General features: G+C 67.0%; 23 protein-coding genes. 11 read left to right on the top strand and 12 right to left on the bottom strand.

The features are described 5' to 3' along the window. The 3 genes from VF612_RS07560 to VF612_RS07550 all read right to left on the bottom strand — a co-directional run. Positions 1-937: YgfZ/GcvT domain-containing protein (locus VF612_RS07560; protein ID WP_408659240.1), on the bottom strand; the 937-nt coding region annotated here is incomplete at its 3' end. Beyond that, on the bottom strand, positions 934-1437 hold the full coding sequence (locus tag VF612_RS07555) for a Fur family transcriptional regulator (RefSeq protein WP_408659239.1): 504 nt from the start codon (positions 1435-1437) through the stop codon (positions 934-936). The genes VF612_RS07560 and VF612_RS07555, both read right to left, overlap by 4 nt. A gap of 281 nt (positions 1438-1718) precedes the next feature. Then, on the bottom strand, positions 1719-2288 hold the full coding sequence (locus VF612_RS07550; RefSeq protein ID WP_408659238.1) for an FABP family protein: 570 nt from the start codon (positions 2286-2288) through the stop codon (positions 1719-1721). A gap of 117 nt (positions 2289-2405) precedes the next feature. Here VF612_RS07550 and VF612_RS07545 point away from each other — a divergent pair, with 117 nt between their 5' ends. Further along, complete coding sequence (locus VF612_RS07545) at positions 2406-2777, top strand: DsrE family protein (protein ID WP_408659237.1); 372 nt, start codon at positions 2406-2408, stop codon at positions 2775-2777. A 13-nt stretch (positions 2778-2790) separates the two neighbouring features. On the opposite strand, the gene VF612_RS07540 is transcribed toward VF612_RS07545, so the two are convergent. The 5 genes from VF612_RS07540 to VF612_RS07520 form a co-directional block, all read right to left on the bottom strand. Next, positions 2791-3090: a DUF1416 domain-containing protein gene (locus VF612_RS07540; RefSeq protein WP_408659236.1), complete on the bottom strand. Its 300-nt coding sequence runs from the start codon at positions 3088-3090 to the stop codon at positions 2791-2793. Positions 3091-3177: 87 nt separating this feature from the next. Then, positions 3178-4008, bottom strand: a complete 831-nt coding sequence (locus tag VF612_RS07535; RefSeq protein WP_408659235.1) for a sulfurtransferase — start codon at positions 4006-4008, stop codon at positions 3178-3180. 133 nt (positions 4009-4141) lie between these two features. Next, on the bottom strand, positions 4142-4216 hold the full coding sequence (locus VF612_RS07530) for a putative leader peptide (protein ID WP_408659243.1): 75 nt from the start codon (positions 4214-4216) through the stop codon (positions 4142-4144). A gap of 87 nt (positions 4217-4303) precedes the next feature. Continuing rightward, a complete protein-coding gene (locus tag VF612_RS07525; protein WP_408659234.1) occupies positions 4304-5173 on the bottom strand; it encodes a hypothetical protein in 870 nt (289 codons plus the stop codon). After that, complete coding sequence (locus tag VF612_RS07520; RefSeq protein ID WP_408659233.1) at positions 5170-5916, bottom strand: alpha/beta hydrolase; 747 nt, start codon at positions 5914-5916, stop codon at positions 5170-5172. Before VF612_RS07520 ends, VF612_RS07525 begins: the two co-directional genes overlap by 4 nt. Positions 5917-5986: 70 nt before the next feature. Here VF612_RS07520 and VF612_RS07515 point away from each other — a divergent pair, with 70 nt between their 5' ends. The 7 genes from VF612_RS07515 (at position 5987) to VF612_RS07485 (ending at position 13444) form a co-directional block, all read left to right on the top strand. Further along, on the top strand, positions 5987-6754 hold the full coding sequence (locus VF612_RS07515; RefSeq protein ID WP_408659232.1) for a winged helix-turn-helix transcriptional regulator: 768 nt from the start codon (positions 5987-5989) through the stop codon (positions 6752-6754). Continuing rightward, positions 6751-7629, top strand: a complete 879-nt coding sequence (gene mshD / locus VF612_RS07510) for a mycothiol synthase (RefSeq protein WP_408659231.1) — start codon at positions 6751-6753, stop codon at positions 7627-7629. The genes VF612_RS07515 and mshD overlap by 4 nt, the downstream gene beginning before the upstream one ends. A gap of 149 nt (positions 7630-7778) precedes the next feature. Further along, positions 7779-8906 (top strand): phosphate ABC transporter substrate-binding protein PstS, encoded by a 1128-nt coding sequence (pstS, locus tag VF612_RS07505; protein WP_408659230.1) that lies wholly within the window; start codon positions 7779-7781, stop codon positions 8904-8906. A 43-nt stretch (positions 8907-8949) separates the two neighbouring features. Further along, complete coding sequence (gene pstC / locus VF612_RS07500; RefSeq protein WP_408659229.1) at positions 8950-10086, top strand: phosphate ABC transporter permease subunit PstC; 1137 nt, start codon at positions 8950-8952, stop codon at positions 10084-10086. Then, positions 10083-11018, top strand: coding sequence for a phosphate ABC transporter permease PstA (pstA, locus tag VF612_RS07495; RefSeq protein WP_408659228.1), 936 nt, complete (start codon positions 10083-10085; stop codon positions 11016-11018). Before pstC ends, pstA begins: the two co-directional genes overlap by 4 nt. A gap of 49 nt (positions 11019-11067) precedes the next feature. Beyond that, positions 11068-11847, top strand: coding sequence for a phosphate ABC transporter ATP-binding protein PstB (pstB, locus tag VF612_RS07490; protein ID WP_408659227.1), 780 nt, complete (start codon positions 11068-11070; stop codon positions 11845-11847). A gap of 1054 nt (positions 11848-12901) precedes the next feature. Continuing rightward, complete coding sequence (locus VF612_RS07485) at positions 12902-13444, top strand: carboxymuconolactone decarboxylase family protein (RefSeq protein ID WP_408659226.1); 543 nt, start codon at positions 12902-12904, stop codon at positions 13442-13444. On the opposite strand, the gene VF612_RS07480 is transcribed toward VF612_RS07485, so the two are convergent. Next, complete coding sequence (locus VF612_RS07480) at positions 13419-14699, bottom strand: glycosyltransferase family 39 protein (protein ID WP_408659225.1); 1281 nt, start codon at positions 14697-14699, stop codon at positions 13419-13421. The genes VF612_RS07485 and VF612_RS07480 overlap by 26 nt on opposite strands. 1 nt (position 14700) lies before the next feature. Further along, a complete protein-coding gene (locus VF612_RS07475) occupies positions 14701-16227 on the bottom strand; it encodes a methyltransferase domain-containing protein (RefSeq protein ID WP_408659224.1) in 1527 nt (508 codons plus the stop codon). Between the two features lie 124 nt (positions 16228-16351). On the opposite strand from VF612_RS07475, the gene VF612_RS07470 reads away from it, so the two are divergent. The 3 genes from VF612_RS07470 to VF612_RS07460 all read left to right on the top strand — a co-directional run bounded on the left by VF612_RS07470 (position 16352) and on the right by VF612_RS07460 (position 18222). Then, entirely contained in the window at positions 16352-16729 is a 378-nt protein-coding gene (locus VF612_RS07470) for a ClpX C4-type zinc finger protein (RefSeq protein ID WP_408659223.1), read from the top strand. Between the two features lie 784 nt (positions 16730-17513). Beyond that, positions 17514-17915 (top strand): hypothetical protein, encoded by a 402-nt coding sequence (locus VF612_RS07465; protein ID WP_408659222.1) that lies wholly within the window; start codon positions 17514-17516, stop codon positions 17913-17915. Positions 17916-18021: 106 nt separating this feature from the next. Beyond that, positions 18022-18222, top strand: coding sequence for a hypothetical protein (locus VF612_RS07460; RefSeq protein WP_408659242.1), 201 nt, complete (start codon positions 18022-18024; stop codon positions 18220-18222). 123 nt (positions 18223-18345) lie between these two features. On the opposite strand, the gene VF612_RS07455 is transcribed toward VF612_RS07460, so the two are convergent. Then, complete coding sequence (locus VF612_RS07455; RefSeq protein WP_408659241.1) at positions 18346-18921, bottom strand: SAM-dependent methyltransferase; 576 nt, start codon at positions 18919-18921, stop codon at positions 18346-18348. Between the two features lie 468 nt (positions 18922-19389). Then, positions 19390-21360, bottom strand: coding sequence for a radical SAM protein (locus tag VF612_RS07450; RefSeq protein ID WP_408659221.1), 1971 nt, complete (start codon positions 21358-21360; stop codon positions 19390-19392). Positions 21361-21946 lie beyond the last annotated feature (586 nt).

Here is a 21946-nt window from a genome sequence, read left to right as displayed (position 1 = left end):
CGATCGGGCCGAGCTCGTGGTGCTGCACGGCGGTTCCGACGAAGCCGACCGCCCGGCCGTCCCGCTCGACCGGGCTGCCCGGCTCAGGCAGCTGCTCGGAGTCGCCGGACAGGTGCAGCAGGACGAGCCGGCGCGGCGGCTTGCCGAGGTTCTGCACCCGGGCGACCGTCTCCTGGCCGCGGTAGCAGCCCTTGTCCAGGTGCACCGCCGAGCCGATCCAGCCCGCCTCGTGGGCCAGGGTGCGGTGGTCGGTGTCGAGGCCCAGCCGCGGCTGGCGGCGCTCCACCCGCAGCGCCTCGGCGGCCCAGCTGCCGATCGGGTGCGCACCCGCGGCCCGCAGCCGGTCTGCGATCTCGGCAAGGTCCGCCCGGGCGACGATGAGGTCCACCGGGCCGCCTGCTGACAGCGCTGGACGCACGAAACCAGCACCCGGCAGCGCGATGGCTTTGGACTCCGGGACCGGCAGCCCGGCGCGGCCGAGCACCTCGATGGCGTCCGGCCCGATCAGCGACAGCACCGCGAACTCAGCGGTGACGATCGCCGGCTCCACCCGCTTGAGGAACCGCATCTTGAGCAGGTAGCCGAGCACCTCGTCCGCCGCGCCCGGCTCGGTGTCGATCCAGACCTGGTCCCCGAGCTCGGTCAGCTGCCAGTGCTGCTCGACGTGCCCGTTGGGCGAGAGCACCAACGCCTCGGTGGAGTCCCCGTCGGCCAGAGCGCTCAGGTGCTGGGAGCAGATCGCGTGCAGCCAGTCCAGCCGGTCCGGGCCCGGTACCACCAGGACGTCCCGGTGCGAGCGGTCGATCAGGCCGGCGCCGGCCATCGCCCGGCGCTGCTCGCCGAGCGGGTCGCCGTAGTGCCAGGCGGTTCCGGAGTCACGGCCACCGGCTTCGACAGCCCCGGGCCAGTCCAGCAGCGGTGAGCGGTAGTCGGTCACGGGTTTCCTCCGGTGGTGCTGGCAGAGCGGTCAGCGCTGGCAGTGCGGTCAGCGCGGTCAGTGCGGTCAGTGCGGTCAGTGCGGGCGGCGCAGTCGGCACAGGCGCCGAAGACGGTGAAGTGCGAGCGGTCGAGCACGAAACCGCGCTCGGCCAGCAACCGGTCAGCGAGCTCGTCGGCGAGCCCGGCAGGCACGTCCACCACCGACGAGCAGTGATGGCAGACCACGTGCACGTGGTCATCGCCGGCCAGCCGGTAGGAGGGCGCCCCGTGACCCAGGTGGGTATGGGCGAGCATGCCGATCTGCTCCAGCACCTCCAGCGTCCGGTACACCGTGGTCAGGTCGACCTCAGGCACCGCCTCGGCCACCTGGTCCGGGGTGGCATGCACCAGCTGGGTCACGGCATCCATAACGCGCTGGCGCTGCGGCGTCATCCGCAGGCCGCGTTCCCGAAGCCGGCCGGCCAGCGAGTCGGACGGCGCGGGTTGCTGGTGGGCCATGATCCGTCCATGGTAGGCCGCTATGGGGAAACCGCTGGCCCGATGCCGCACAGCCAAGTATCTTGGTATGCGTATGGGAGAGGAGGTGGTCCAGAACTTTGATGCGCTCTCGGACACCTAAGGAGGTCGCCGGCTAGTCCGGTGCCCTCCTGAAACCCCGAGTCGCCGGGCTTGTCCGACCGGCAGCAGGTTCACCGTGAACCGGCTCGGGGTTTTCACATGTCCGGGGTCAGTTCGGATCCCGCCCGTTGGGGATCCAGCTGCTCTGGAGGCTCTGTGCGTCAGTCGCGGGTCAAGCTGGCATTGAGGTGCGGACGGTAGTCCCCCGGCGTCAGCGCCAGCTCCTGGGCATACATCAGCTTGCCCCCGGACAGCGCGTACAGCCGCCGCTCACCGGCGACCTCCTTGGCCGACCGGGTACGGCCTACCCCCGAGCTGGCCAGCTCCCACCGCGAATCGCCGGCAAGCCCGGTGAACACCTCGACGATGCCCACCGCCGTCGCCAGCACCAGCTCCAGCTCGTCGGAGCCGCTACCCATCCGCAGGAAGCCGTTCTCCCGGAACGCCGGCCGGAGCACCGAGCCGTCCGGGTTCAGCAACCAGGTACGGGACTCATACGACAGGAACGGCCGGCCGTCGTGGGCGAAGCTGACCCGCTGGGCGTAGCGGAACTGTTCACCGGTGGCGGGCTTGGCGCCGTTTCCGAAGCCGGACCAGCGCCCGACCAGCCCCAGCACCGCCAGCAGCCCCTGATGGATCTCCGGACCTGACCGCAGGTCGGTGGTATCGGTGATCTCCGGCACGGCCTGCTCGGCCGGCTCCGGCGACTCAGGGAGGGATTGCTCGGTCACCTACTGCTGGCCCGCGAACAGCTTGCTCACGATCAGGGCGGCCATCCCGGCGATCGCCAGGAACGACACGATGAGCAGGATGATGAAAAACGCCTCCATGGAGCAAGGATAGTCGCTGTGGACACACGACCCCGCGCCCTGATCGTCAAGTGCACCGCCGGCGCCACGGATGCCGAGCGGTGCGCGCAGGCCTTTACCGTCGCTGCCACGGCAGCGGCCACCGGAATCGGGGTTTCGCTCTGGCTGACCGGCGATGCCGCCTGGTTCGGCGTGCCCGGTCAGGCCGAGAGCTTCGTCCTGCCGCACTCGGCGCCGTTGGCCCAGCTACGCGACGCCGTGCTGGAACTCGGCACCCTGACCGTCTGCACCCAGTGCGCCGAGCGGCGATCCATCACCGGGGATCAGCTGATCCCCGGGGTCCGGATCGCCGGCTCGGCCACCTTCGTCGACGAGATCCTGCAGCCGAACGTCCAGGCGCTGGTCTACTGACCCGCCGGTCGCCTTAGGCCAGGGCGAGCGACGCTTCCACCAGGCCCGGTCCGGACGCGCTGATCTGCTGACGCGTCGAACCGGAGTTGTGCAGCACCGACAGCGTCCACTCGCCGGGCGCGGCGAAGAACCGGTAGTCCCCGGTGGCCGAGGTCAGCACCTCGGCGGTGAACTCGCCGCTGGAATCGAGCAGCCGGACGTACGCGCCTGGCACCGGCGCGTCGTCCAGTGAGACCGTTCCGTAGATCACGGTCTCCTTGGTGATGTCCACGTGTGGCGGCAGCGTGGGGGCCTGGGGCGGGGCTCCGCACATGCTCAGCTCACTTCCTCTTCGCGCGAGCGCTCATCGGCCGCTCGCTCCGGTCCTCGCTCGCTGGCGCTCGCTGCGATCCTCACGAGCTCAGCCCTTCTCGATCGGCACGCCGATGAGCGAGCCGTACTCGGTCCACGAGCCGTCGTAGTTCTTGACATTGGGGTGCCCCAGCAGCTCGTGCAGCACGAACCAGGTGTGGCTGGAGCGCTCCCCGATCCGGCAGTAGGCGATGGTGTCCTTGCTGGTGTCCAGGCCCGCGTCGGCGTAGAGCTTGGCCAGCTCCTCGTCGGACTTGAAGGTGCCGTCCTCGTTCGCCGCCTTGGACCACGGCACGTTCACCGCGGTCGGGATGTGGCCACCGCGCTGGGACTGCTCCTGCGGCAGGTGCGCCGGGGCCAGCAGCTTGCCGGAGAACTCGTCGGGCGACCGGACGTCCACCAGGTTCTTGGTGCCGATCGCGGCGACCGTCTCATCGCGGAACGCCCGGATCGAGAGGTCCTGGTCCTTGGCCCGGTATTCCGTCGCCGGCCGCGAGACCTCGTCCTTGGTCAGCTCCCGGCCCTCGAGCTCCCACTTCTTGCGGCCGCCGTCGAGCAGCTTGACCTGGTCGTGGCCGTACAGCTTGAAGTACCAGTAGGCGTAGGCGGCGAACCAGTTGTTGTTGCCGCCGTAGAGCACCACGGTGTCGTCGTTGCTGATGCCCCTGGCCGAGAGCAGCTTCTCGAAGTCCTCCTTGCTCACCGCATCCCGGACGACCGGATCCTGCAGGTCGAGCTTCCAGTCCAGCTTCACGGCGCCGGCGATGTGCCCGGTGTCGTAGGCGGTGGTGTCCTCGTCCACCTCGACGATCACGACACCGGGGGTACTGAGGTTCTGTTCGACCCAATCGGCCGAGACGAGCGCTTCTGAGCGGCTCATGAGTTGGTTTCTCCTTGATCAATAGGGATGATCTTCGACGGCCTTCGCCACCAGGAGAGTCCTCCGGTCGCGGGGCGGTGAAGCACAGCGAGGGATGGGGGCAGCGCCGGCACTCCGGCTTCGGGCTACCCGATCAGAGGGAGGGACACAGCGCGCTGCCGACGCGGCACAGGTCCACGGCGCGGCGGGAGGTGAGCAACTGACCCATGATGGCAGCCTAGTCAACGGCGCCCGAACCGGCCAACTGCGGCCACGGGCTCACCGGGACGCCGAGCTCACCGGGCTCAGCCGGAGCTCACCCGGACAGCGCGTTGACCAGGACGTAGGCCGCCGGCGTGCTCAGCGCCACCGTCATCAGGACCGCCGCCACCGGACGCAGCCGAACGGCCGGTCCCGCCGGGCCCGCGGTCCCCGCCGGGGCGAGGCTGGTACGCACACCGCTGAAGGCCGCCCCGATCGACAGCAGGCAGGCCACCGCGGCGATCGAGGCTCCGACGAACGCGCCCCGGCCACCGGCCAGGTCGATCACCCGGTGCAGGCTGAGCATCCCGACGAGGGCGCCGGCCAGCACCCCGACGACCACCGCGGGCAGTCCGCGATCGACCTGCGGGTCGAACCGGGGCGCCGGCAGGACCGCGTCGGTGAAGTGGGCCGCCACCAGCCCGGCAGTGATCGCGCCGAGCACCGCCGGAGTCAGGATGTCGCCGTTGCTCTGCCGACGCAGCACGAGCAGGCCGGCCAGCGCGACCACCGCGATCAGCAGGACGGTGATGTCGGCCAGCGATTCCAGCACCCTGGTCCGCACCACGCCGCGGCTGAGCTGGTGGGCGAACAGCAGCGGCACCGCCATGCCCAGCACCCCCAGCACCGGCGAGTAGCCGCTGTCGGGCCAGCGCATGATCGCCGCGTCAGCTCCGCCGGCCGCGAGCACCGCCAGCACCAGGCCGCCCCTCCGGCCGGGCACCGAGGTGCCGAACAGCCAGCTGAGGATCAGCAACAGCTGCACCACGCCGACCGCGGCCAGCAGCGCCACGTTGCCCAGATAGGACCCGAGCGAGAGCACCCCGCCGGCCAGCGCGGTCAGCATCGCCAGCTGGATCTGCAGGGTCCCGGCCGCGGGGGTGCGGGGCTGCTGCTCCGTCGTTGCGGAACTGTCCACGGTCACGGGTTCATGGTCGCAGACGCCGGCACCGTGCGGCGGACCCAGCCGCTGATGCGTTCCAGCAGCTGGGGCGTCATGGCGTTCTCGGCATGCCCGAGGCCCTGCTCGATCCACAGTTCGGAGTTGGGCGCCGCGGCGGCCAGCATCCGGCCGTGCTCGACGCCGAAGTAGGGGTCGGCGTCGCCGTGCACCACCAGCAGCGGCGCGCTGATCGAGGCGGCCACCTCCACCGGCGAGGCCGGCAGCAGGTCCCAGCCGCCCCCGACCCGGGTCCGGAACATCCGGTGCAGCACCAGCCTGCCCACCCGGGTCTCGACGCCCAGATGCAGCCGCCGCATCGGGTCGGTGCCGCGCTCGTACCAGCGACCCGGGCCGCTGACCGCCACCACCGCGTCCGGATCCCCGCCCAGTCCCGCGTACCGGATCACGATCGAGGCGCCCATCGAGAAGCCGACCGTGACGATCGGCACACCCGGACGCCGGGCGCGCAACCAGCCCACCCCGGCTTCGACATCGGCGATCTCGTCCACGCCGATCGTCGACAGGCCCTCGGAGGCCCCGTGTCCCCGGAAGTTCAGCACCAGCACCGACCCGCCCAGCGAGCGCAGCTGCTCGGCGATCCCCACCACCTGCGGCGTCCGCGACGACCCGGTGAAACCGTGGCCGACCAGGTAGACAGGGCCGCCGGAAACATCGGCGTAATAGTCGGCCGATAGAACAATGCCGTCCGCTGTCCGAAGTCGCACAGGTTCCGGACCCCTGATCATGGGAACATTGTTCCTGTAGCGGTTACTACCGGCCCAGCCGGGAGGCGTCATGGAGATCTTCCTCCTCACCACGGCAGCGCAGCCGACCACCGAGGTGCTTCCTGCCCTCGGCCTGCTCGGGCACCGGATCAGCGTCCTCGACCTCGACGTCAGCCCGCTGCTGACCGGCAGCGCCGATGCGGTGCTGATCGACGGCCGGTTCAACCTGGTGGGCGCCAGGGCCTTCACCAAGGTGCTGGCCACCGCCGGCGTCAGCCTGCCGATCCTCGTGGTGCTCAAGGAGGGCGGCCTGGTCGCGCTGTCGGCGGACTGGCCGGTCGACGACGTGCTGCTGGACACCGCGGGCCCGGCCGAGGTCGACGCCCGGCTGCGGCTGGCGGTGGGCCGGCGCAGCTCCGTGCAGGAGGGCGAGCCGGGAGTGGTGAAGGTCGGTGACCTCACCATCGAGGAGGCCACCTACACCGCCAGGCTGAAGTCGAACATCCTGGATCTGACCTACAAGGAGTTCGAGCTGCTGAAGTTCCTGGCCCAGCACCCGGGCCGGGTCTTCACCCGCTCACACCTGCTGCAGGAGGTGTGGGGCTATGACTACTTCGGCGGCACCCGCACCGTCGATGTGCACGTGCGCCGGCTGCGCGCCAAGCTGGGCGCGGAGTACGAGGCCCTGATCGGCACCGTCCGCAACGTCGGCTACAAGTTCGTCAAGCCGGCCGAGCCGGGGCTGCGGGCCCGGGCCGGTAGTTCTCCCGACGACGGCTACCTGGCAGCACCGGACCGCGACGTCCAGCAGGAGCAGGCCGCTAACCTTGGCCGGTGACCTCGCCGATCTCCGCTGTCGCCGCGCTCAGCCCGGACACCGCTGAGGCGGTTCGCAAGCTGGCACGGCAGAGCCCGGACTCGGCCGACACCCCGCCGCTGAGCGAGCAGGCGCTGCTGCGGCTGACGGCCGGACCGCCGGTGCGGCATCTGGTCTACGAACAGGAGACGGTGCTGCTCGGCTACGCCCAGCTGGATCCCAGCGACCAGGCGTGCGCCGTGGAGCTGGTGGCAACCGACCCGCTGGTGGCGTCGGAGCTGCTCGATGCCGCCGGCCGGCTGGTCGATCCCCGCCTGCTGCGGCTCTGGGCGCACGGCCGCAACAGCGTCGCCGCCCAGGCCGCCGCCCAGTCCGGCTGGCAGCCGGTGCGGACCCTGCTGCAGCTGCGCCGCTCCCTCACCGACCTGGACCTTCCGCAACCGCAGCTGTCCGAGGGGATCAGCATCCGGGCGTTCCGGCCCGGCGCCGACGACGAGGCGTGGCTGGCCGTCAACGCCCGGGCCTTCGCCTCCCATCCCGAGCAGGGCCGCTGGGGGCCCGCCGACCTCGCCGACCGGCTTGCCGCGCCGTGGTTCGACCCCGCCGGTTTCCTGCTCGCCGTCCGCGGTGAGCAGCTGCTGGGCTATCACTGGACGAAGGTGCACACCGACACGGCCGAGCCGATGGGCGAGGTGTACGTGCTGGGGGTGGACCCCGCGGCGCAGGGACTCAAGCTCGGCAAGGCGCTGCTGGTCGCGGGACTGCGACACCTGCGCGAGCGGGAGCTGGGCGCCGTGCTGCTCTATGTCGAGGCTGACAACAGCACCGCGCGCAGCCTCTACGAGGGCCTCGGATTCACCGTCTTCGCCCGCGACATCCAGTTCGCCGCCGGCTGAGACCAGCTGCCGACCGCCGTTCACGTCCCGTTCACCGAGCACTCCCCGGCAGGCCACCTCTGCTGCCTAGCGTTCCTTTCGTCAACGATTCCGACGGCTGAGCAAGCCCCCCGCTCGCGCAGCCCCACGAACCACGAAAGGGACTACTGGTGTCGATCACCACCCGTACAGGCGTTCTGGCTGGACTTGCGGCCGGCGCCATCGCGCTGACCGGCTGCGGTTCGAGCGGCACGTCGGCCGACGCCGGCGCCAGCCCGGACGGCGGCAGTTCGAGCGCAGGCTCGAGTTCGGCCGCGTGCGCCAGCGGCTCGCTGAAGGCCGAGGGCTCGACCGCCCAGAAGAACGCGATGGAGCAGTGGATCAAGGACTTCCAGGCCACGTGCAGCGGCACCACCATCACCTACAACGGCACCGGTTCCGGCGCCGGGGTCTCCAACTTCATCGCCAAGCAGGCTGATTTCGCCGGCTCTGACTCGGCGCTGGACCCCGCCAACGGCGAGGTCGCCAAGGCCGCCGCCGTGTGCGGCTCGCCGGCGCTGAACCTGCCGATGGTGACCGGCCCGATCGCCGTCGCCTACAAGGTGAACGGGGTCAAGGACCTGGTCCTGACGCCGAAGGTCATCACCAGGATCTTCCTGGGCAAGATCACCACCTGGAACGATCCCGCCATCAAGGCCCTCAACGCCAACGCCTCGCTGCCTTCGACCCCGATCACGGTGTTCTACCGCAGCGACTCCTCGGGCACCACCCAGAACTTCGAGAAGTACCTGGCCGCCAACGACCCGGCCGGCTTCACCTCCAAGCCCGACAAGGACTCGTCCAAGGCCGGCTTCGCGGGGCAGGGCAAAGCCGGATCGCAGGGCGTCCAGCAGGCGATCGGCTCGACCGAGGGCGGCATCGGCTACGTCGAATGGTCCTTCGCGGTGAGCGGTGATCTGGACACCGCCAGGGTGGACAACGGAGCCGGCCCGGTGGAGCTCACCGCCGACAGCGCCGCAGCCGCGGTGGCGGCCGCCAAGGTGGCCAGCAACGGCGGCAAGGATCTGACGCTCAAGCTGGACTACGCGGCCAGGGCGTCCGGGGCCTACCCGATCATCCTGGTCACCTACGAGATCGTCTGCTCCAAGTACGCCGACCCCAAGGTCGGCTCGCTGGTCAAGTCCTTCCTGACCTACACCGCCGGCGATGGCCAGGCCGCGCTGCAGGACCTGGGCTACGCGCCGCTGCCGACCGAGATCCAGACCCAGGTGAAGGCCGCGGTCGAGTCGATCAGCTAGGACCCGGGGCCGAGGAGCACCGACGATGCCGAAAGAGACACCCATGATCGATCGGACGCCGGCCGATACCGCCGGGCCGGGCCGGATGGCCGGCCCGGCGGTTTCCGACCGTCCGGAGCCGGCGCCTGATCCGAGCGGGCCGGCCCTGCGGGTGGACCGGCCCGTGGTCGTGCCCGTCGTCGGCTCCAGCCAGCCGGCCGGGATCCTGCCCGATCAGGAACCGGTGTTCGGAGCCGGCAGCCTGGGCGGCCGGACCGGGGCGGGCCGGTTCGGCGACCGGGTGCTCGCCGGCCTCAGCTCAGGGGCCGGCGCGTTCCTGGTGCTGCTGATCGGGCTGGTCACGGTCTTCCTGGTCATCAGGGCGTTGCCGGCCATCACCTCCGACCGGTCCAACTTCCTGACCGCACGCACCTGGGACGTCGGCGGCGACACGCTGGACTTCGGGGTCCTGCCGCTGCTCTGGGTCACGGTGCTCATCTCGCTGGTGGCGATGGCGCTGGCGGTGCCGGTCGCGATCGGGATCGCCCTGTTCATCTCCCAGTACGCCCCGGCCCGGGTGGCGCGTCCGGTGGCCTACGTCATCGACCTGCTGGCAGCGATTCCCTCGATCATCTATGGGGTCTGGGGCATCGCGGTGCTGGCGCCGAAGATCCAGCCGCTGGCCGACCTGCTGTCCCGGCGAGCCGGCTGGTTTCCGCTGTTCGCCGACCACAACGTCAGGGGCGGCACGATCTTCACCGGCGGCGTGGTGCTGGCGGTGATGATCCTGCCGATCATCACCGCGATCGGACGCGACGTCTTCGAGCGCACTCCGCGGGCCAACATCGAGGCAGCCTGGGCGCTGGGCGCCACCCGGTGGGAGGTGATCCGGCTGGCGGTGCTGCCCTATGGCCGGCCGGGCCTGGTCAGCGGCGCGATGCTGGGGCTCGGCCGGGCGCTGGGCGAGACGATCGCCATCACGCTGATCCTGTCGAAGGTCTCCAATACCGGCGCCTTCTCGTTCTCCATCTTCAACGGCGGTGAGACGTTCGCGTCCAAGATCGCCAACAACGCCTCGGAGTTCAACAGCCCGTCCCAGACCGGGGCCTACATCGCCGCCGGCCTGGTGCTGTTCGTGCTGACCTTCGCCGTGAACGCCGCGGCCCGCTGGGTGGTCAACCGCCGCAAGGAGTTCTCATGACGAGCGCGACGATCTCCCGCGGCTCGCTGGCCGCCGCGCCCGGGACCACGCTGCGCAAGGCCAAGGACCGGCTCGCGACGACGGTGATCTACGGCTGCTTCCTGCTCGCCCTGGTCCCGCTGGTCTGGCTGCTGTGGACGGTGCTCAGCCGTGGCCTGGCCGGCATCCTCGGCAGCGGCTGGTTCACCAGCAGCCAGCGGGGCGTCACCTATCGCGAAAGCGGCGGCGGCGCGCTGCACGCCATCGTCGGCACCCTGCAACAGGTTGCGCTGTGCACGGTGATCTCGGTGCCGATCGCGCTGCTGGTGGCCATCTACCTGGTCGAGTACGGACGGGGCCCGCTGGCCCGGGCCACCACGTTCATGGTGGACATCCTCACCGGCATCCCGTCCATCGTGGCCGCCCTGTTCATCTATGCCGTGTTCGTCACGACCTTGTCCGGCCAGCGCGCCGGCTGGCTGGTCTCGCTGGCCCTGGTGATGCTGATGATCCCGGTGGTGGTCCGCACCACCGAGGAGATGCTGCGGCTGGTCCCGGACGAGCTGCGCGAGGCCTCCTACGCCCTGGGGGTGCCCAAGTGGAAGACCATCGTCAAGATCGTGCTTCCGACCGCCATGAGCGGGATCATGACCGGGATCGTGCTGGGCGTGGCCCGGGTCGCCGGCGAGACCGCTCCGCTGCTGGTGCTGGTGGGGTACTCGCCCAATGACAACAACAACCTGTTCAGCGGGCCGCAGGGTTCGCTGCCGGGCATGATCAAGGACCAGTTCGGCAATCTCGGCAGCACCACCATCCTGCGCGGCGGACAGAAGGTCAGCGTGCACTATGCGGCCGACCGGATGTGGGCCGCCGCGCTCACCCTCATCCTCCTGGTGATGGCGCTGAACCTGCTCGCCCGGCTGATCGCCAGCCGCAGCAAGGTCTCGTCCTGAGCCTCTTCTTTCGATACGCAACACTGAGCAGCAAGGGGAGAATAGCTAGATGGCCAAGCGGATCGAGGCTCGCAACCTCAACATCTACTACGGCAAGTTCCTGGCGGTGGCCGACGTCGACTTCACCATCGCACCGCGCTCGGTGACCGCGTTCATCGGGCCGTCCGGCTGCGGCAAGTCCACCGTGCTGCGCACCATCAACCGGATGCACGAGGTGATCGCCGGCGCGACGGTGCAGGGCGAGTTGCTGCTCGACGGCGAGGACATCTACGGATCCGACGTCGACCCGGTCAGTGTCCGGCGCACCATCGGGATGGTGTTCCAGCGGCCGAACCCGTTCCCCACCATGTCGATCTATGACAACGTGGCCGCCGGCCTGAAGCTGCAGGCAGGGCGGATGAAGCGTGCCGAGCTCGACGGGATCGTCGAGAAGTCGCTGCGGGCGGCCAACCTCTGGGAGGAGGTCAAGGACCGGCTGGCCAAGCCCGGCGCGGGACTCTCCGGGGGTCAGCAGCAGCGGCTGTGCATCGCCCGGGCGATCGCCGTCGAACCCCAGGTGCTGCTGATGGACGAGCCGTGCTCGGCGCTGGACCCGATCTCGACGCTCGCGATCGAGGACCTCATCCAATCCCTGAAGCAGAAGTACACGATCGTGATCGTCACCCACAACATGCAGCAGGCGGCCCGGGTCAGCGAGCGCACCGCCTTCTTCAACCTGGCCGGGGTGGGCAAGCCGGGCCAGCTCGTCGAGATCGACGACACCCAGAAGATCTTCTCCAACCCGAGCCAGCGGCGCACCGAGGACTACATCTCCGGCCGGTTCGGCTGAGGTGTTCCGACCGAGAGCACTAGTTATGACGTCATGATCAATTCATAACGTCATAATGATGTTAAGTAAACATCATTGTGTTGTGGTGCTGCTCAGACCTGGCGGCGGATCCTCCCCAGTTCGGTAGTGGGTCACTTGAAACTGACACCCGAATTCGGCTACCGGTATCTGACCGACGCGGCCCGTGAGGAGGGTCGGGCCGGTTAGTTGCGGGCAGAGACCCGCAGGTCACCCAGTGCGGGGGGTGCTTGCCTAGCTGAAGCAATTGGGAACGGAGGTCGCGGGCCCACTGAGGCTGTCGGCTCGAGACCAGCCGGCCACTCCGGTGGTCGTGTCGCGGAGGTGGATCCAGTTGGCGCCCTGGTCGTTTTTGACGCGGCAGTGGATGTCGATGCCGTGATTCGAGGAACCGGAGCCCACGATATTGCACTCCGAGACCGCCCCCGTTCGGATGGGCGCCCCATCCTTGAAGTAAATCCCCCCGGCGGTGTAGAGATCACGGATCGAGTTGTTCCACCAACTGCAGTGAGCTGGCTCGGCTCCGGCTGGGCTGGCGGATACCAGCAGGCCACCTAGGGTAAGCCCGAGAGCACTCATGGACGCGAGTAGGCGAGATCGCATTGAAGGTTCCTCTCTAAATATTTATGTCAGGGAATGTCCTGCTTTGCTCAGGACTTGTCAAGAACTTAGGCACAGGAAGTTAGCCAGCTTTACCTTTTGATGGACCGGGCACACTCGCCTCAAGTGGACTACGAGCCATCGAGTCCCGATGACCGGTTGAGGATCCGTTCATAGCAGCCTTTGTCTATGTGTGCCAGGCCGGCCCGGCGTAGGAGCGGGTCAAGGGGAGCTGGCCCAGCAACGCCTACTGGTCTTGGTCACGAGTGTGGCCTGCTGGATCGCCCAATTCAGCTACCAACGCTGACCGGCGTCCGATCCCGTGCCGGTCACTTCTCCATAATTGCTCAGCTCGAGCCGGCGCTCGCATGCCCGCGACTCATTAGATAGTGTCACTATACAATCTGCTGGCACTACTGAATCGAGCGTGAACACCATGGCCCACATTGCCCTCGGAGTCGATGAGACCAAGTTTCCGGGCATCAACGGACCGCTGATCTTCCGGCCCGAAACCGCCAAGCCCCTCAACGAGTTGGCCGAGGTGTTGCTGCGCGAGCCGAGCACCCTGTCTCGCGGCGAACGCGAGCTGATCGCGGCCTACGTCTCCGGGCGGAACAAGTGCCAGTTCTGCTGCGGGTCGCACTCGGCCTTCGCCGCGGCCCAGCTCAATGAGGGCATGGAGCTGGTCGAGCAGGTCCGTACCGACCTGGACAGCGCGCCGGTGTCACCGAAGCTGCGCGCGCTGCTGCGGATCGCCGCCGCGGTGCAAGTGAGCGGCCGCAACGTCACGCCCGAGCTGATCAGCGCGGCCCGCGCCACCGGCGCCACCGACATCGAGCTGCACGACACGGTGCTGATCGCCGCTGCCTTCTGCATGTACAACCGCTACGTCGACGGCCTGGGCACCCTCGCGCCGGCCGATCCGAGCCAGTATGCCTACGCCGCCGAGCGGATCACCCAGTTCGGCTACCTGGCCTGACTCCGGCTCTGCGGCCTGGCTCCGGTCCTGTCGCGCGCGCCGGGTTCTCGCTCCTGAGGATGCGGCGCACCCCGAGTGCGGCCAGAATCCCCAGGCACCCCCACAGCAACAGCGCGCCGACCAGCTCGATGCCGACCAATCCCCAGTAATCGGCATGGTTCCACGGGAAGCCATGGGCCCACCGGGTGTAGATCTTGAACAGCACCAGGCCGGCGCCGAGGTTGTAGACGGTGGCCCACCCGAAGTTGAGCAGGTACGCGGCGGCCATCGCCCAGACCAGGTACTGGCAGCCGAACGCCGGACTGAGGAAGAGGAAGCTGACCAGCGACAGGCCGACCGCCTCGGCGGCCATCGCCGGCCGGCGCCAGACCAGGGCAGCCGGCGCCAGCGCGCACAGCAGCACCACCGGGAACCGGCCCGCGCCGGTCAGGAAGTCGGCCCAGCCGGGATCATCGAACCAGTGGCCGATCTGGATCAATCCCCACTGGCTGATGCCGCTGCCGGCGTACCCGAGCACGTGCTCGCGCACCGGCTGGGCGTGGGCGATCAGGGCGGGCAGCCAGCTGATGGCGACCGCGGCCGTGAAGCCGGCGCCGAACCTCAGCAGGCTCCGCCGTCCCTGCAGGAGGGCGAGCACGAGCAAGGCGGGCACCGCCACCACCGGGACGATCTTGATCCCGATCGCGACGCCCATCGACAGCCCGGCGGGCAGGGGCTTGCCCCGATCGGCGAGCAGGTGCAGGGCCAGCAGGGTGAACAGCACGAAGATCGGGTCGGTGTTGCCGTGGAAGCCGGAGATGATGAACAGCACCGGGCTCACCGCCACCAGGGCGGCCGCCCACGTCGCCTCGCGCAGGCTGCGGCGGCGGCGCAGGATCTCGAAGACCAGCAGCGCCGAGCCGACGTCGGCCAGGCTTGCCACCGAGCGGATCGAGAAGCCGATGCTGACGCCGTAGTGGCGCGCGAAGTCCACCAGCTGCAGGAAATACCCGATCAGCGGGGGGTGGTTGTAGAACGACCGCTCGAAGGTGATGCCGTAGATGCCGACCGGGCCGCGTTCGGCCACCCCGTTGACGAAGTTGGTCCAGTGCCTGATGTCGTTGGTGCCGTAGGTCCGCGCGGCGATGACCAGCTTCAGGCCGAGGGCGATCAGGGCAAGCGCGAGCACCCACCGCCGGTGCCGGCCGACCTGCTGCTCGCGCCCCGGGGCGGAGGTGGTCGGCTCGGCGACGGCCGAGTGCGGCTGGGCAGTCATGTCACGCCACGTGGGTGACGGAGCCGGCATGGTGCGGGCGGAGCCGGGCCACGAACTGGTAGCCGAACACGGTCGGACGCAGCCGCACCAGCCGGCGGTCGACGCTGCGCGCCCAGCGGGACTTCCAGCTGTCGGCGCGGGTCAGCACCTCCAGCGGCAGGCCGGTGTACTCCAGCTGCAGGATGTCCAGGCCGGCCGAGCCGATCGTCCGTCGCAGGCTCTTGCGGGAGAAGAACCGCAGGTGGGTCTCGTCCAGGATGCCGCGCCGGTCGTAGTCGAAGGCGCCCAGCGCCACCCGGCCGCGGGAGTACCAGTGACCGAAGTTGGGCGTGGAGATCACGATCTGGCCGGTGGGTGAGAGCACCTCGGCCATCTGGCGCAGCAGCCGCTCGGGGTAGCGGACGTGCTCGATCACGTCGGCGGCGATCACCACGTCGAAGTCGCCGCCGGCCGCCTCCGGAATGCCGTCCTCGAGGTCGCCGAGGAAGAAGTCGTCGACCCGGTCGCGCACCCCGGCGATCTCCATGCTGTCGACGCCCACCACCTTGTGCCCGAGCCGGCGGACGCGCTCCGACAGCCGGCCACCGGAGCAGCCGAGGTCGAGCACCCGGCCGGACGGCATCGCCGCCAGCATCTCGGTGATCACGGTGTGCGAGGTGCCCTCGCCCTCCTTGGCGGCGTACTCCGGATCGGCCGGCACCCAGCGGTGGGTGCCGATGCCGACCTTGGTCAGCCGGTACTGCAGCACGTCGCGCGCCACGTCCCGGGCGTACTTCACGCCGTTGACGTAGCAGATCTCGTCGCCGTAGTAGGTCGGGATCGGCACCTCGACGATCCGCCTGCCGGCGTCGAGCAGCTGGATGATGATCTGGGTGTCGAAGTCGAAGTCGTCGGTGTTGAACCCGATCGGCAGCTCCGCCAGCGCCGAGAGCCGGTAGGCCCGGTAGCCGGAGTGGAACTCCGAGAGCTTCGAGGCCAGCAGCCGGTTCTCGAACGTGGTGAGCACCCGGTTGCCCAGGTACTTGTAGAGCGGCATGCCACCGGCGCGGGCGGAGCCGGGCTCCAGCATCCGGGAGCCGAACACGGCGTCGGCCTCGCCGCGCTCCAGCGGCGCCAGCAGGTCGGCCATCGCCTCCGGGGCGTACTGGCCGTCGGCGTGCAGCAGCACGATCACGTCCAGGCCGTGCTCGAGGGCCAGCTGGTAGCCGGCCTTCTGGTTGCCGCCGTAGCCGAGGTTGCTGACGTGCCGGATCACCGTGGTCGGGATCGCGTTGGCCTCGCGCCAGGCCAGGCCGGCGTCGACGGTCCGGTCCTCGCTGGCGTCGTCGAAGATCAGGATCTCGTCGATCTTGGCCCGGATGTCCTGCGGGATGCGGTCAAGAGTGGCTTGCAGGGTGGATTCGGCGTTGAAGGCCACCACCAGGACGCCGATCTTGAGGCGGCTGTCCCCGGCGGCTGGCCGATTGCTCCCGGAGGCTGGCCAATTGCTCCCGGCGTCGTCGGAAGGTCCAGCGAAGTCGGGCTGCATGAATCCACGCTAGCAAAACCGGAGCCCTCGGCCGCTTGCGACATTCGCCAAGGTGCTTGACGCGTCAGGCTGGCCTTGACAATCTGTCAGGAACAGCCTGACGTGCTACGAGAGGAGCCGTGCCATGACCGCCGAGCCGGCTACCGCCGTCACCATCGCCTGTTCGTTCTGCGCCAAGCCCGACCACGAGGTCGCCAAGATCATCGCAGGCCCGGGCATCTACATCTGCGACGAGTGCGTGCGGCTCTGCAACGAGATCCTCTCCTCGGCTAGCGAGTCGGCTGGTGATGCCCCGCCGGAGCTGCCGTACTGGCAGGCGATGACCGACCAGCAGCTGCTGGATCACCTGCCCAAGATCGCCAGGGTCGCCGGCCAGGTGGAGGGCAGCCTGACCATCTGGGTACGCCGGGTCCGCGGTCGCGGGGTGTCCTGGGCGCGGATCGGCGAGGCGCTGGATATGACGCGGCAATCGGCGTGGGAGCGCTTCTCCGACCGCGAGTGAGGCGATGCGGTGGTTCCGCCGTTTCGGCATGCATCAGGCCCGGGCCAGATGGGGAGCTCACGACGCGTCGTTACGATCGATCGATGTGATGACCGCGCCTGTGACTGACCGGACGAGTCCGCGTGCGCGCTGATGTCCTGCTGTGCTCGCTCGCACTGACCGGCTTGGGCGCGTTGGCCCTGTTGCGCGCACGCCTCTCCCGGGCGGGTAGCCACCGCTACGTTCCGGCCCGCCGCGCGCAATCGGGTAGCGGGAAGACCGGCAGACGCCTCGGCGGCGCAGTGGGTGTGCTGGCAGCCGTGGCGGGGGTCGTGACGGCAGCCGCGGTTGCGGCCGCGCTGCTGCTCTCGCCCGGCATCAGGCCGGACTCGACTCCTGGGCCGGACTCGACTCCTGGGCCGGACAGAACTCCCACGCCGGGTCAGTGGGCTGCTGCCCCGAGTGGACCGCTGGGAAGCGTGACGGTGCGTCCGTCCCCGTCGAGGACCTCCCCATCACTGAGCCGCGGACCGGCCAGCTCGTCGATGCCTGCCCTCACGACATCCCCGGGCGCGCCGGCGGCTTCGTCACAAGCTATCCCCCGCCTTCTCGCCAGTAGCGCGCCAGCCGCGGCGCGGACGCGCCCGGACCCGAAGCCGTCATCAAAGCCCCGCAAGACGAAGCGCCCACGACCTTCTCATCCGCCGCCGCCCACCACTCGCGCAGGCCGCCCCACCAGCAAGCCGACGCCGACGGTCACCCGGGGTAAGCCCTGATTTCTCAACCTGTCTGGAATGCTGCTGGAGTGGACCCGCTGCTTTCCAAGATCGAGGCTCTTGCCGAGCCAGGCTGCTACCTGCTCACCTTCGCCCTCGACACCGGCGAGGACCGCGAGCTGGTGATCCGGATGCGCGGCGACGAGCCGATCGTGCCGGCTGCCAACTCGTTCGAGGGCTGGACGCCGGGGTCCCGGGTCGTCACCGCGACGGTCGCGGCGGTACGCGCGCTGCACCAGGCCCGGCAGGGTAGCGGCGGAGCCATCCAGCGCCTGCTCGACGTCGAGGGTGGCTGGGACGTCGGGATCGGCAACGTGGTGCTGTCTGCCGACGGGGCTCCCACGTGTGTCGGGCACGGGGAGCTGACCGCGGCCGAGGGCGGGGTGTTCCGGTGTGGGGAGTGCGGGGCGGCAGCGCGTTACGCCCGCTAGCCCTGATGAGATGTTCGGTGTGATCGAGGCGGCATAGCGGCACTGGGCTGATGAGAGCTGCGGCTGTCTCACCGGTCGATCCCTCGATGGGGCCGCCGCTGGAGGGCTGCTGGCACTCGATCAATCCGGCGCCGCGGTCGGCTGGTGCCGGCTCACCCCACGCCATGAACTACCGTGGCTGGAGCGCAAGCGCGATTTCGGTCAGGTCGATGACCTGCCGGTGTGGTCGCTTCCATGCTTCTACGTTCGCTGCGGATTCCGGGGCCAGGGCCTGATGTCTGCCCTTATCGATGGCGCCGTCGACTAGGCACGGACTGCGGGTGCCCCGGCTGTCGAGAGTTATCCGATTGACACCCCTGAGCCGCAGCCTTACGGGCCTTTCCAGCCCTCCGCGGCCTCGTCGCGTTCTTGTGACTCAACGACTTGGCCCTCATAGGCGGACCACGTGCACGCACCACTCGATCCCTGAATCGTCACCTTCGTACGCATGCTCCAGTTCCGCACCTGCAGCGCTGTATACGTCCGCCCAGCCAGCAGAGTCAGCCGGGGGTATCCCCTGCCCAGTTATCGTTTGTACAACGTCGTGCAACAGGGTGTGCCGGTAACGGGACGGAAGGTGCCGAAGGCGACCCAATTTGCCGTAGTAGTCTACATTCAGCAGCAATCTACCGGGAAATGCTCGACGTAATTGGCCTAAATAAGCAGTCGCCTCCGCGCCGCCACCGCCGAACAATTCGTTCATCAAACCTTTACAATGTATCACCTCCGTCCGTTGACGTATCGAAGCGGTAACAGCAGCATCGATGAATCGGGCGTCAGCGTGAATGATTTCTATTCGATCGGAAACCCCGAAGTTATCTAGGCATGACCGCGCCTTCACGCACATAGCCTCGGTGAGATCTACACCCCATCCAACAAAGGCGGCATCTCGGCCAGCTAGGGCTGCTAGCGTTGTGCCAGGTCCGCAACCCAGATCTAATAGAGCCGGATACCGCAGGGATGACATGATAGCGAGCACAACTGGGTTCGGGGGCGACCCTACTCGATGATACGCTGCTGACTCGATCTCTCGGTCGACGAGGGCCGCACCAACCTTGCCTGGGAGTAAACATAATCCAAGATCTGCGATCGCCGGTCCGTACCCGCCCACAAACTTATCGAGTTGAAATCCGAGAGAGTAATCGGATGCCATATCTCCGTCGGCCAGCTTATATTTCGAGGGGCGGTCACGCCCGCCGCACCTAACAATTACCTTGCTACGCTCCGCGAGGAATTCGAGGAGCACCTCTAGCCGCTTCGAGTCGAACCCATACTTGTCCGCAAGCACGTGTACCGAAACACCCTCACCTATCTCAGCCAAGAGTCCCAGCCGGTGAAAGTAATTAAGCACATGAGTAAGGTAGAAGCCCTCGATCGCGTCGATTGCAGATGCCCGCGGTCTCGGGGTTGTGAAGGGATCTCCCATAGCGCTGTGCTAACTCGTAAGCGAAACGAGGCCAAGCCGACGAAGACGGTCAACAATACCGTCGAGCATTTCGCCGTGCGCATCAAACTGTCGCGTCCATGATGCGACGTCTGCAATCGTCCGAGGTTCATGGAGCCACTGAATTAGCGACAGAGCCAGTCCACCTACTTCAAAGTTGCGCACTTCGCTGGGCCGATCCCGTTCAACGAACACCAGATATGCATCTCGCGCAGGACCGTAGCGCTCTTCATCCAGCTCGCACGCATCCTGTGACAAATCAATCAGTAGATCAGGGACTTTATGAATGTCCGTCAGAAGCGCGGCGGAGGGACTGAGCTGCAAGCTCGCGCTTGGATCAGTGCAATCGGTCGAGCCGCTGCTAGCAACTGCGCTCGCCGCAGCCCGGAGTCGTATACCCGTCATGAGATAACGAACCGCAGAGGTCAGAATATTATCGCTACCCCACTTCTCGGCCGCGAACGCGGCGACGGCTGCGTGGTCTAGTGGTCTCTCAGCCCCAATCGTATAGGTATAAAGAGCGTCCACAAGTCTGCTCAGTTGGCCTTCGAAACTCTGCAACATGTTATGAAGAATCGGGAAACCAAGCATAATCAGGAGTCGGAACGATTGCTCAGCGAATATATGTCGAGACCGCTCAATTTCCGTTGGATAGTAATGGTGATTCATAAATAGTCCAGGAAGGCTGCTTATCACATGCGCATCGTCGGCTTCCATCGTCGGAAAGTTGAAGTCGGTAATGTAACCGTCGTACTCCAGTCGATCAGAGTACTGATAGTGCAGTGCTGTCCCCGGCTCAGGTGTGAGCAGGTGGAGCTGAAGGTCGATGAGCTCCTGGGATCGCTTCGTACAATTCCCAAGCAAGTTCATGGTTGCGGCCTGGTCCTCCTTGGTCTCCTCCGGGAATCCGGTAATCAACGAAACTACCGCCTTCATCCGCAGGTCACCTGTCGCGTCGAGAACCGGTTCGACAAGGTCGAGATCGAGATGCTTGTCACTGATCTTCTGCATTCGACGCGAACCCGTTTCCACGCCATAATAAATAGAGCGGCACCCGGAATCGCGCATGTCTGAAAGAAGCGCATTGTCGACGCAGTCCATTCGCGCGGAGCACGACCAGGTATACCCGCGGCCAGCCACCGCTCTGCAGAACTCCCGCACCTTTACCTTGTTCACGGTAAAGAGGTCGTGAGTCAAGGAGAAGTCGGCAATCCCGTAGCAACGATTCAGGAAATCAAGCTCATCGACGAGCCGGCTAGCAGACTTCAGCCGGTAACGGCGACCGAAGAATGACGCCGTTGAGCAGAAAGTGCAACTGAAAGGACACCCCCTGCCAGCTTCGACACGCATTGACTTCAGCCCCAACTCCTCAATGGGGTAGTGCTGGTATGCGGGCCACGGCAGCAAGTCGAGGTCATCGATGAGAGGGGCTGGCGGCGTGGATACGAGCTCGCGTCCCTTTCGGAACGTTAGACCCGGGACCTCAGCAAAAGCTTTAACTCGTTCAGGCGTATCGACCGTTCCGAGGATCTTCAACAATGAGGGCAGGTTTCCTTCAGCCTCTTGGCGCACAATAAGATCGAATACGTCGAATTCTCGGAGGATATCTTTATGCAGGATGGTGGCATGCGGACCGCCAAGAATTATCGGCAGATCGGGCCGCTGCGTTCTGACGTACAGCGCTACTTTGTAAGTGCATATCAGGTTGCAACCGAGCGTCGTGAAGCCTAAGGCGTCTGGTTCCAGGTCGAGAAGATTGCGGGCCATATCGCGATAAAAATTGTCCGTAAGGCTAAGCTTCTTCTGCATGAGCGCGAGGTTAGGATCGAAGATTGCGCCCTCGTGGCCACTGTCGAATGCAACTCCCAAAAGTGACAGAAGACCAAGATGTGGCTGCACGTCCAGTGATGAATCCGGGTAATACTGGTCGATGAGAACATTATCGCAGAAGATAATGCGCATCAAGCTCGAGTCCCTGACCGGACTCCAACGACACCGATGCTCATCATATCTCGCATCGCGCTCCGGAGGGCGTTTCGGTGTGATGCGGTGCCACCCGCGCCTGCTGCCAAGCGAAGGAGATCGGCAAGCGCCGATTGCCCGTCGACTCCCAAGAGCAGAGCGCGCGCGGCCTCGTCAATCTCGAATATTCGCAATCGCATCTCGCTCCAATCCCCCCAGTACGCCAAGTAGCGCTCATTAGCTCTCAGACCCCCAAGACTGGCAGGGTCGTTTCGTACTGCGTTCACGAGGTCCGTTATATTGTATCTGAACCGTTCTATATCAAGGCGCCCTCGAATTTCAGGAACTAGCTGATCGATGACATTGTCGCTGCACGTATCGATGGCTACCGAAACACTTTCGGATGTGACATCAACTGATTGAAGCGCGAGGCGCTGACCGTACAGTATTCGTTCATGGTTGAAGACATCAAGAAGACCTAAGTATTGATTGGATCTCGGCTCGACCCAGGCAGCGAAGAAGTCGCAGAAATGACGGACCCGATCAGTGTGGGATACGTCGGGGGCACATCGGTCGTGCTGGTGCT

The sequence above is a fragment of the Jatrophihabitans sp. genome, assembly GCF_036388195.1.
Taxonomy (GTDB): domain Bacteria; phylum Actinomycetota; class Actinomycetes; order Mycobacteriales; family Jatrophihabitantaceae; genus Jatrophihabitans_A.
Note: the sequence above shows the minus strand (reverse complement) of the source record. Positions and strands in the feature narration are given on the sequence as shown.

Bases quoted from the DNA above. Each gene is read 5' to 3' on its own strand.
- VF612_RS07555 (WP_408659239.1), bottom strand. From the start codon at position 1,437: ATGGCCCACCAGCAACCCGCGCCGTCCGACTCGCTGGCCGGCCGGCTT.
- VF612_RS07540 (WP_408659236.1), bottom strand. From the start codon at position 3,090: ATGTGCGGAGCCCCGCCCCAGGCCCCCACGCTGCCGCCACACGTGGAC.
- VF612_RS07535 (WP_408659235.1), bottom strand. From the start codon at position 4,008: ATGAGCCGCTCAGAAGCGCTCGTCTCGGCCGATTGGGTCGAACAGAAC.
- VF612_RS07515 (WP_408659232.1), top strand. From the start codon at position 5,987: ATGGAGATCTTCCTCCTCACCACGGCAGCGCAGCCGACCACCGAGGTG.
- pstC (WP_408659229.1), top strand. From the start codon at position 8,950: ATGATCGATCGGACGCCGGCCGATACCGCCGGGCCGGGCCGGATGGCC.
- pstA (WP_408659228.1), top strand. From the start codon at position 10,083: ATGACGAGCGCGACGATCTCCCGCGGCTCGCTGGCCGCCGCGCCCGGG.
- pstB (WP_408659227.1), top strand. From the start codon at position 11,068: ATGGCCAAGCGGATCGAGGCTCGCAACCTCAACATCTACTACGGCAAG.
- VF612_RS07485 (WP_408659226.1), top strand. From the start codon at position 12,902: ATGGCCCACATTGCCCTCGGAGTCGATGAGACCAAGTTTCCGGGCATC.
- VF612_RS07480 (WP_408659225.1), bottom strand. From the start codon at position 14,699: ATGACTGCCCAGCCGCACTCGGCCGTCGCCGAGCCGACCACCTCCGCC.
- VF612_RS07475 (WP_408659224.1), bottom strand. From the start codon at position 16,227: ATGCAGCCCGACTTCGCTGGACCTTCCGACGACGCCGGGAGCAATTGG.
- VF612_RS07470 (WP_408659223.1), top strand. From the start codon at position 16,352: ATGACCGCCGAGCCGGCTACCGCCGTCACCATCGCCTGTTCGTTCTGC.
- VF612_RS07455 (WP_408659241.1), bottom strand. From the start codon at position 18,921: ATGTCATCCCTGCGGTATCCGGCTCTATTAGATCTGGGTTGCGGACCT.
- VF612_RS07450 (WP_408659221.1), bottom strand. From the start codon at position 21,360: ATGCGCATTATCTTCTGCGATAATGTTCTCATCGACCAGTATTACCCG.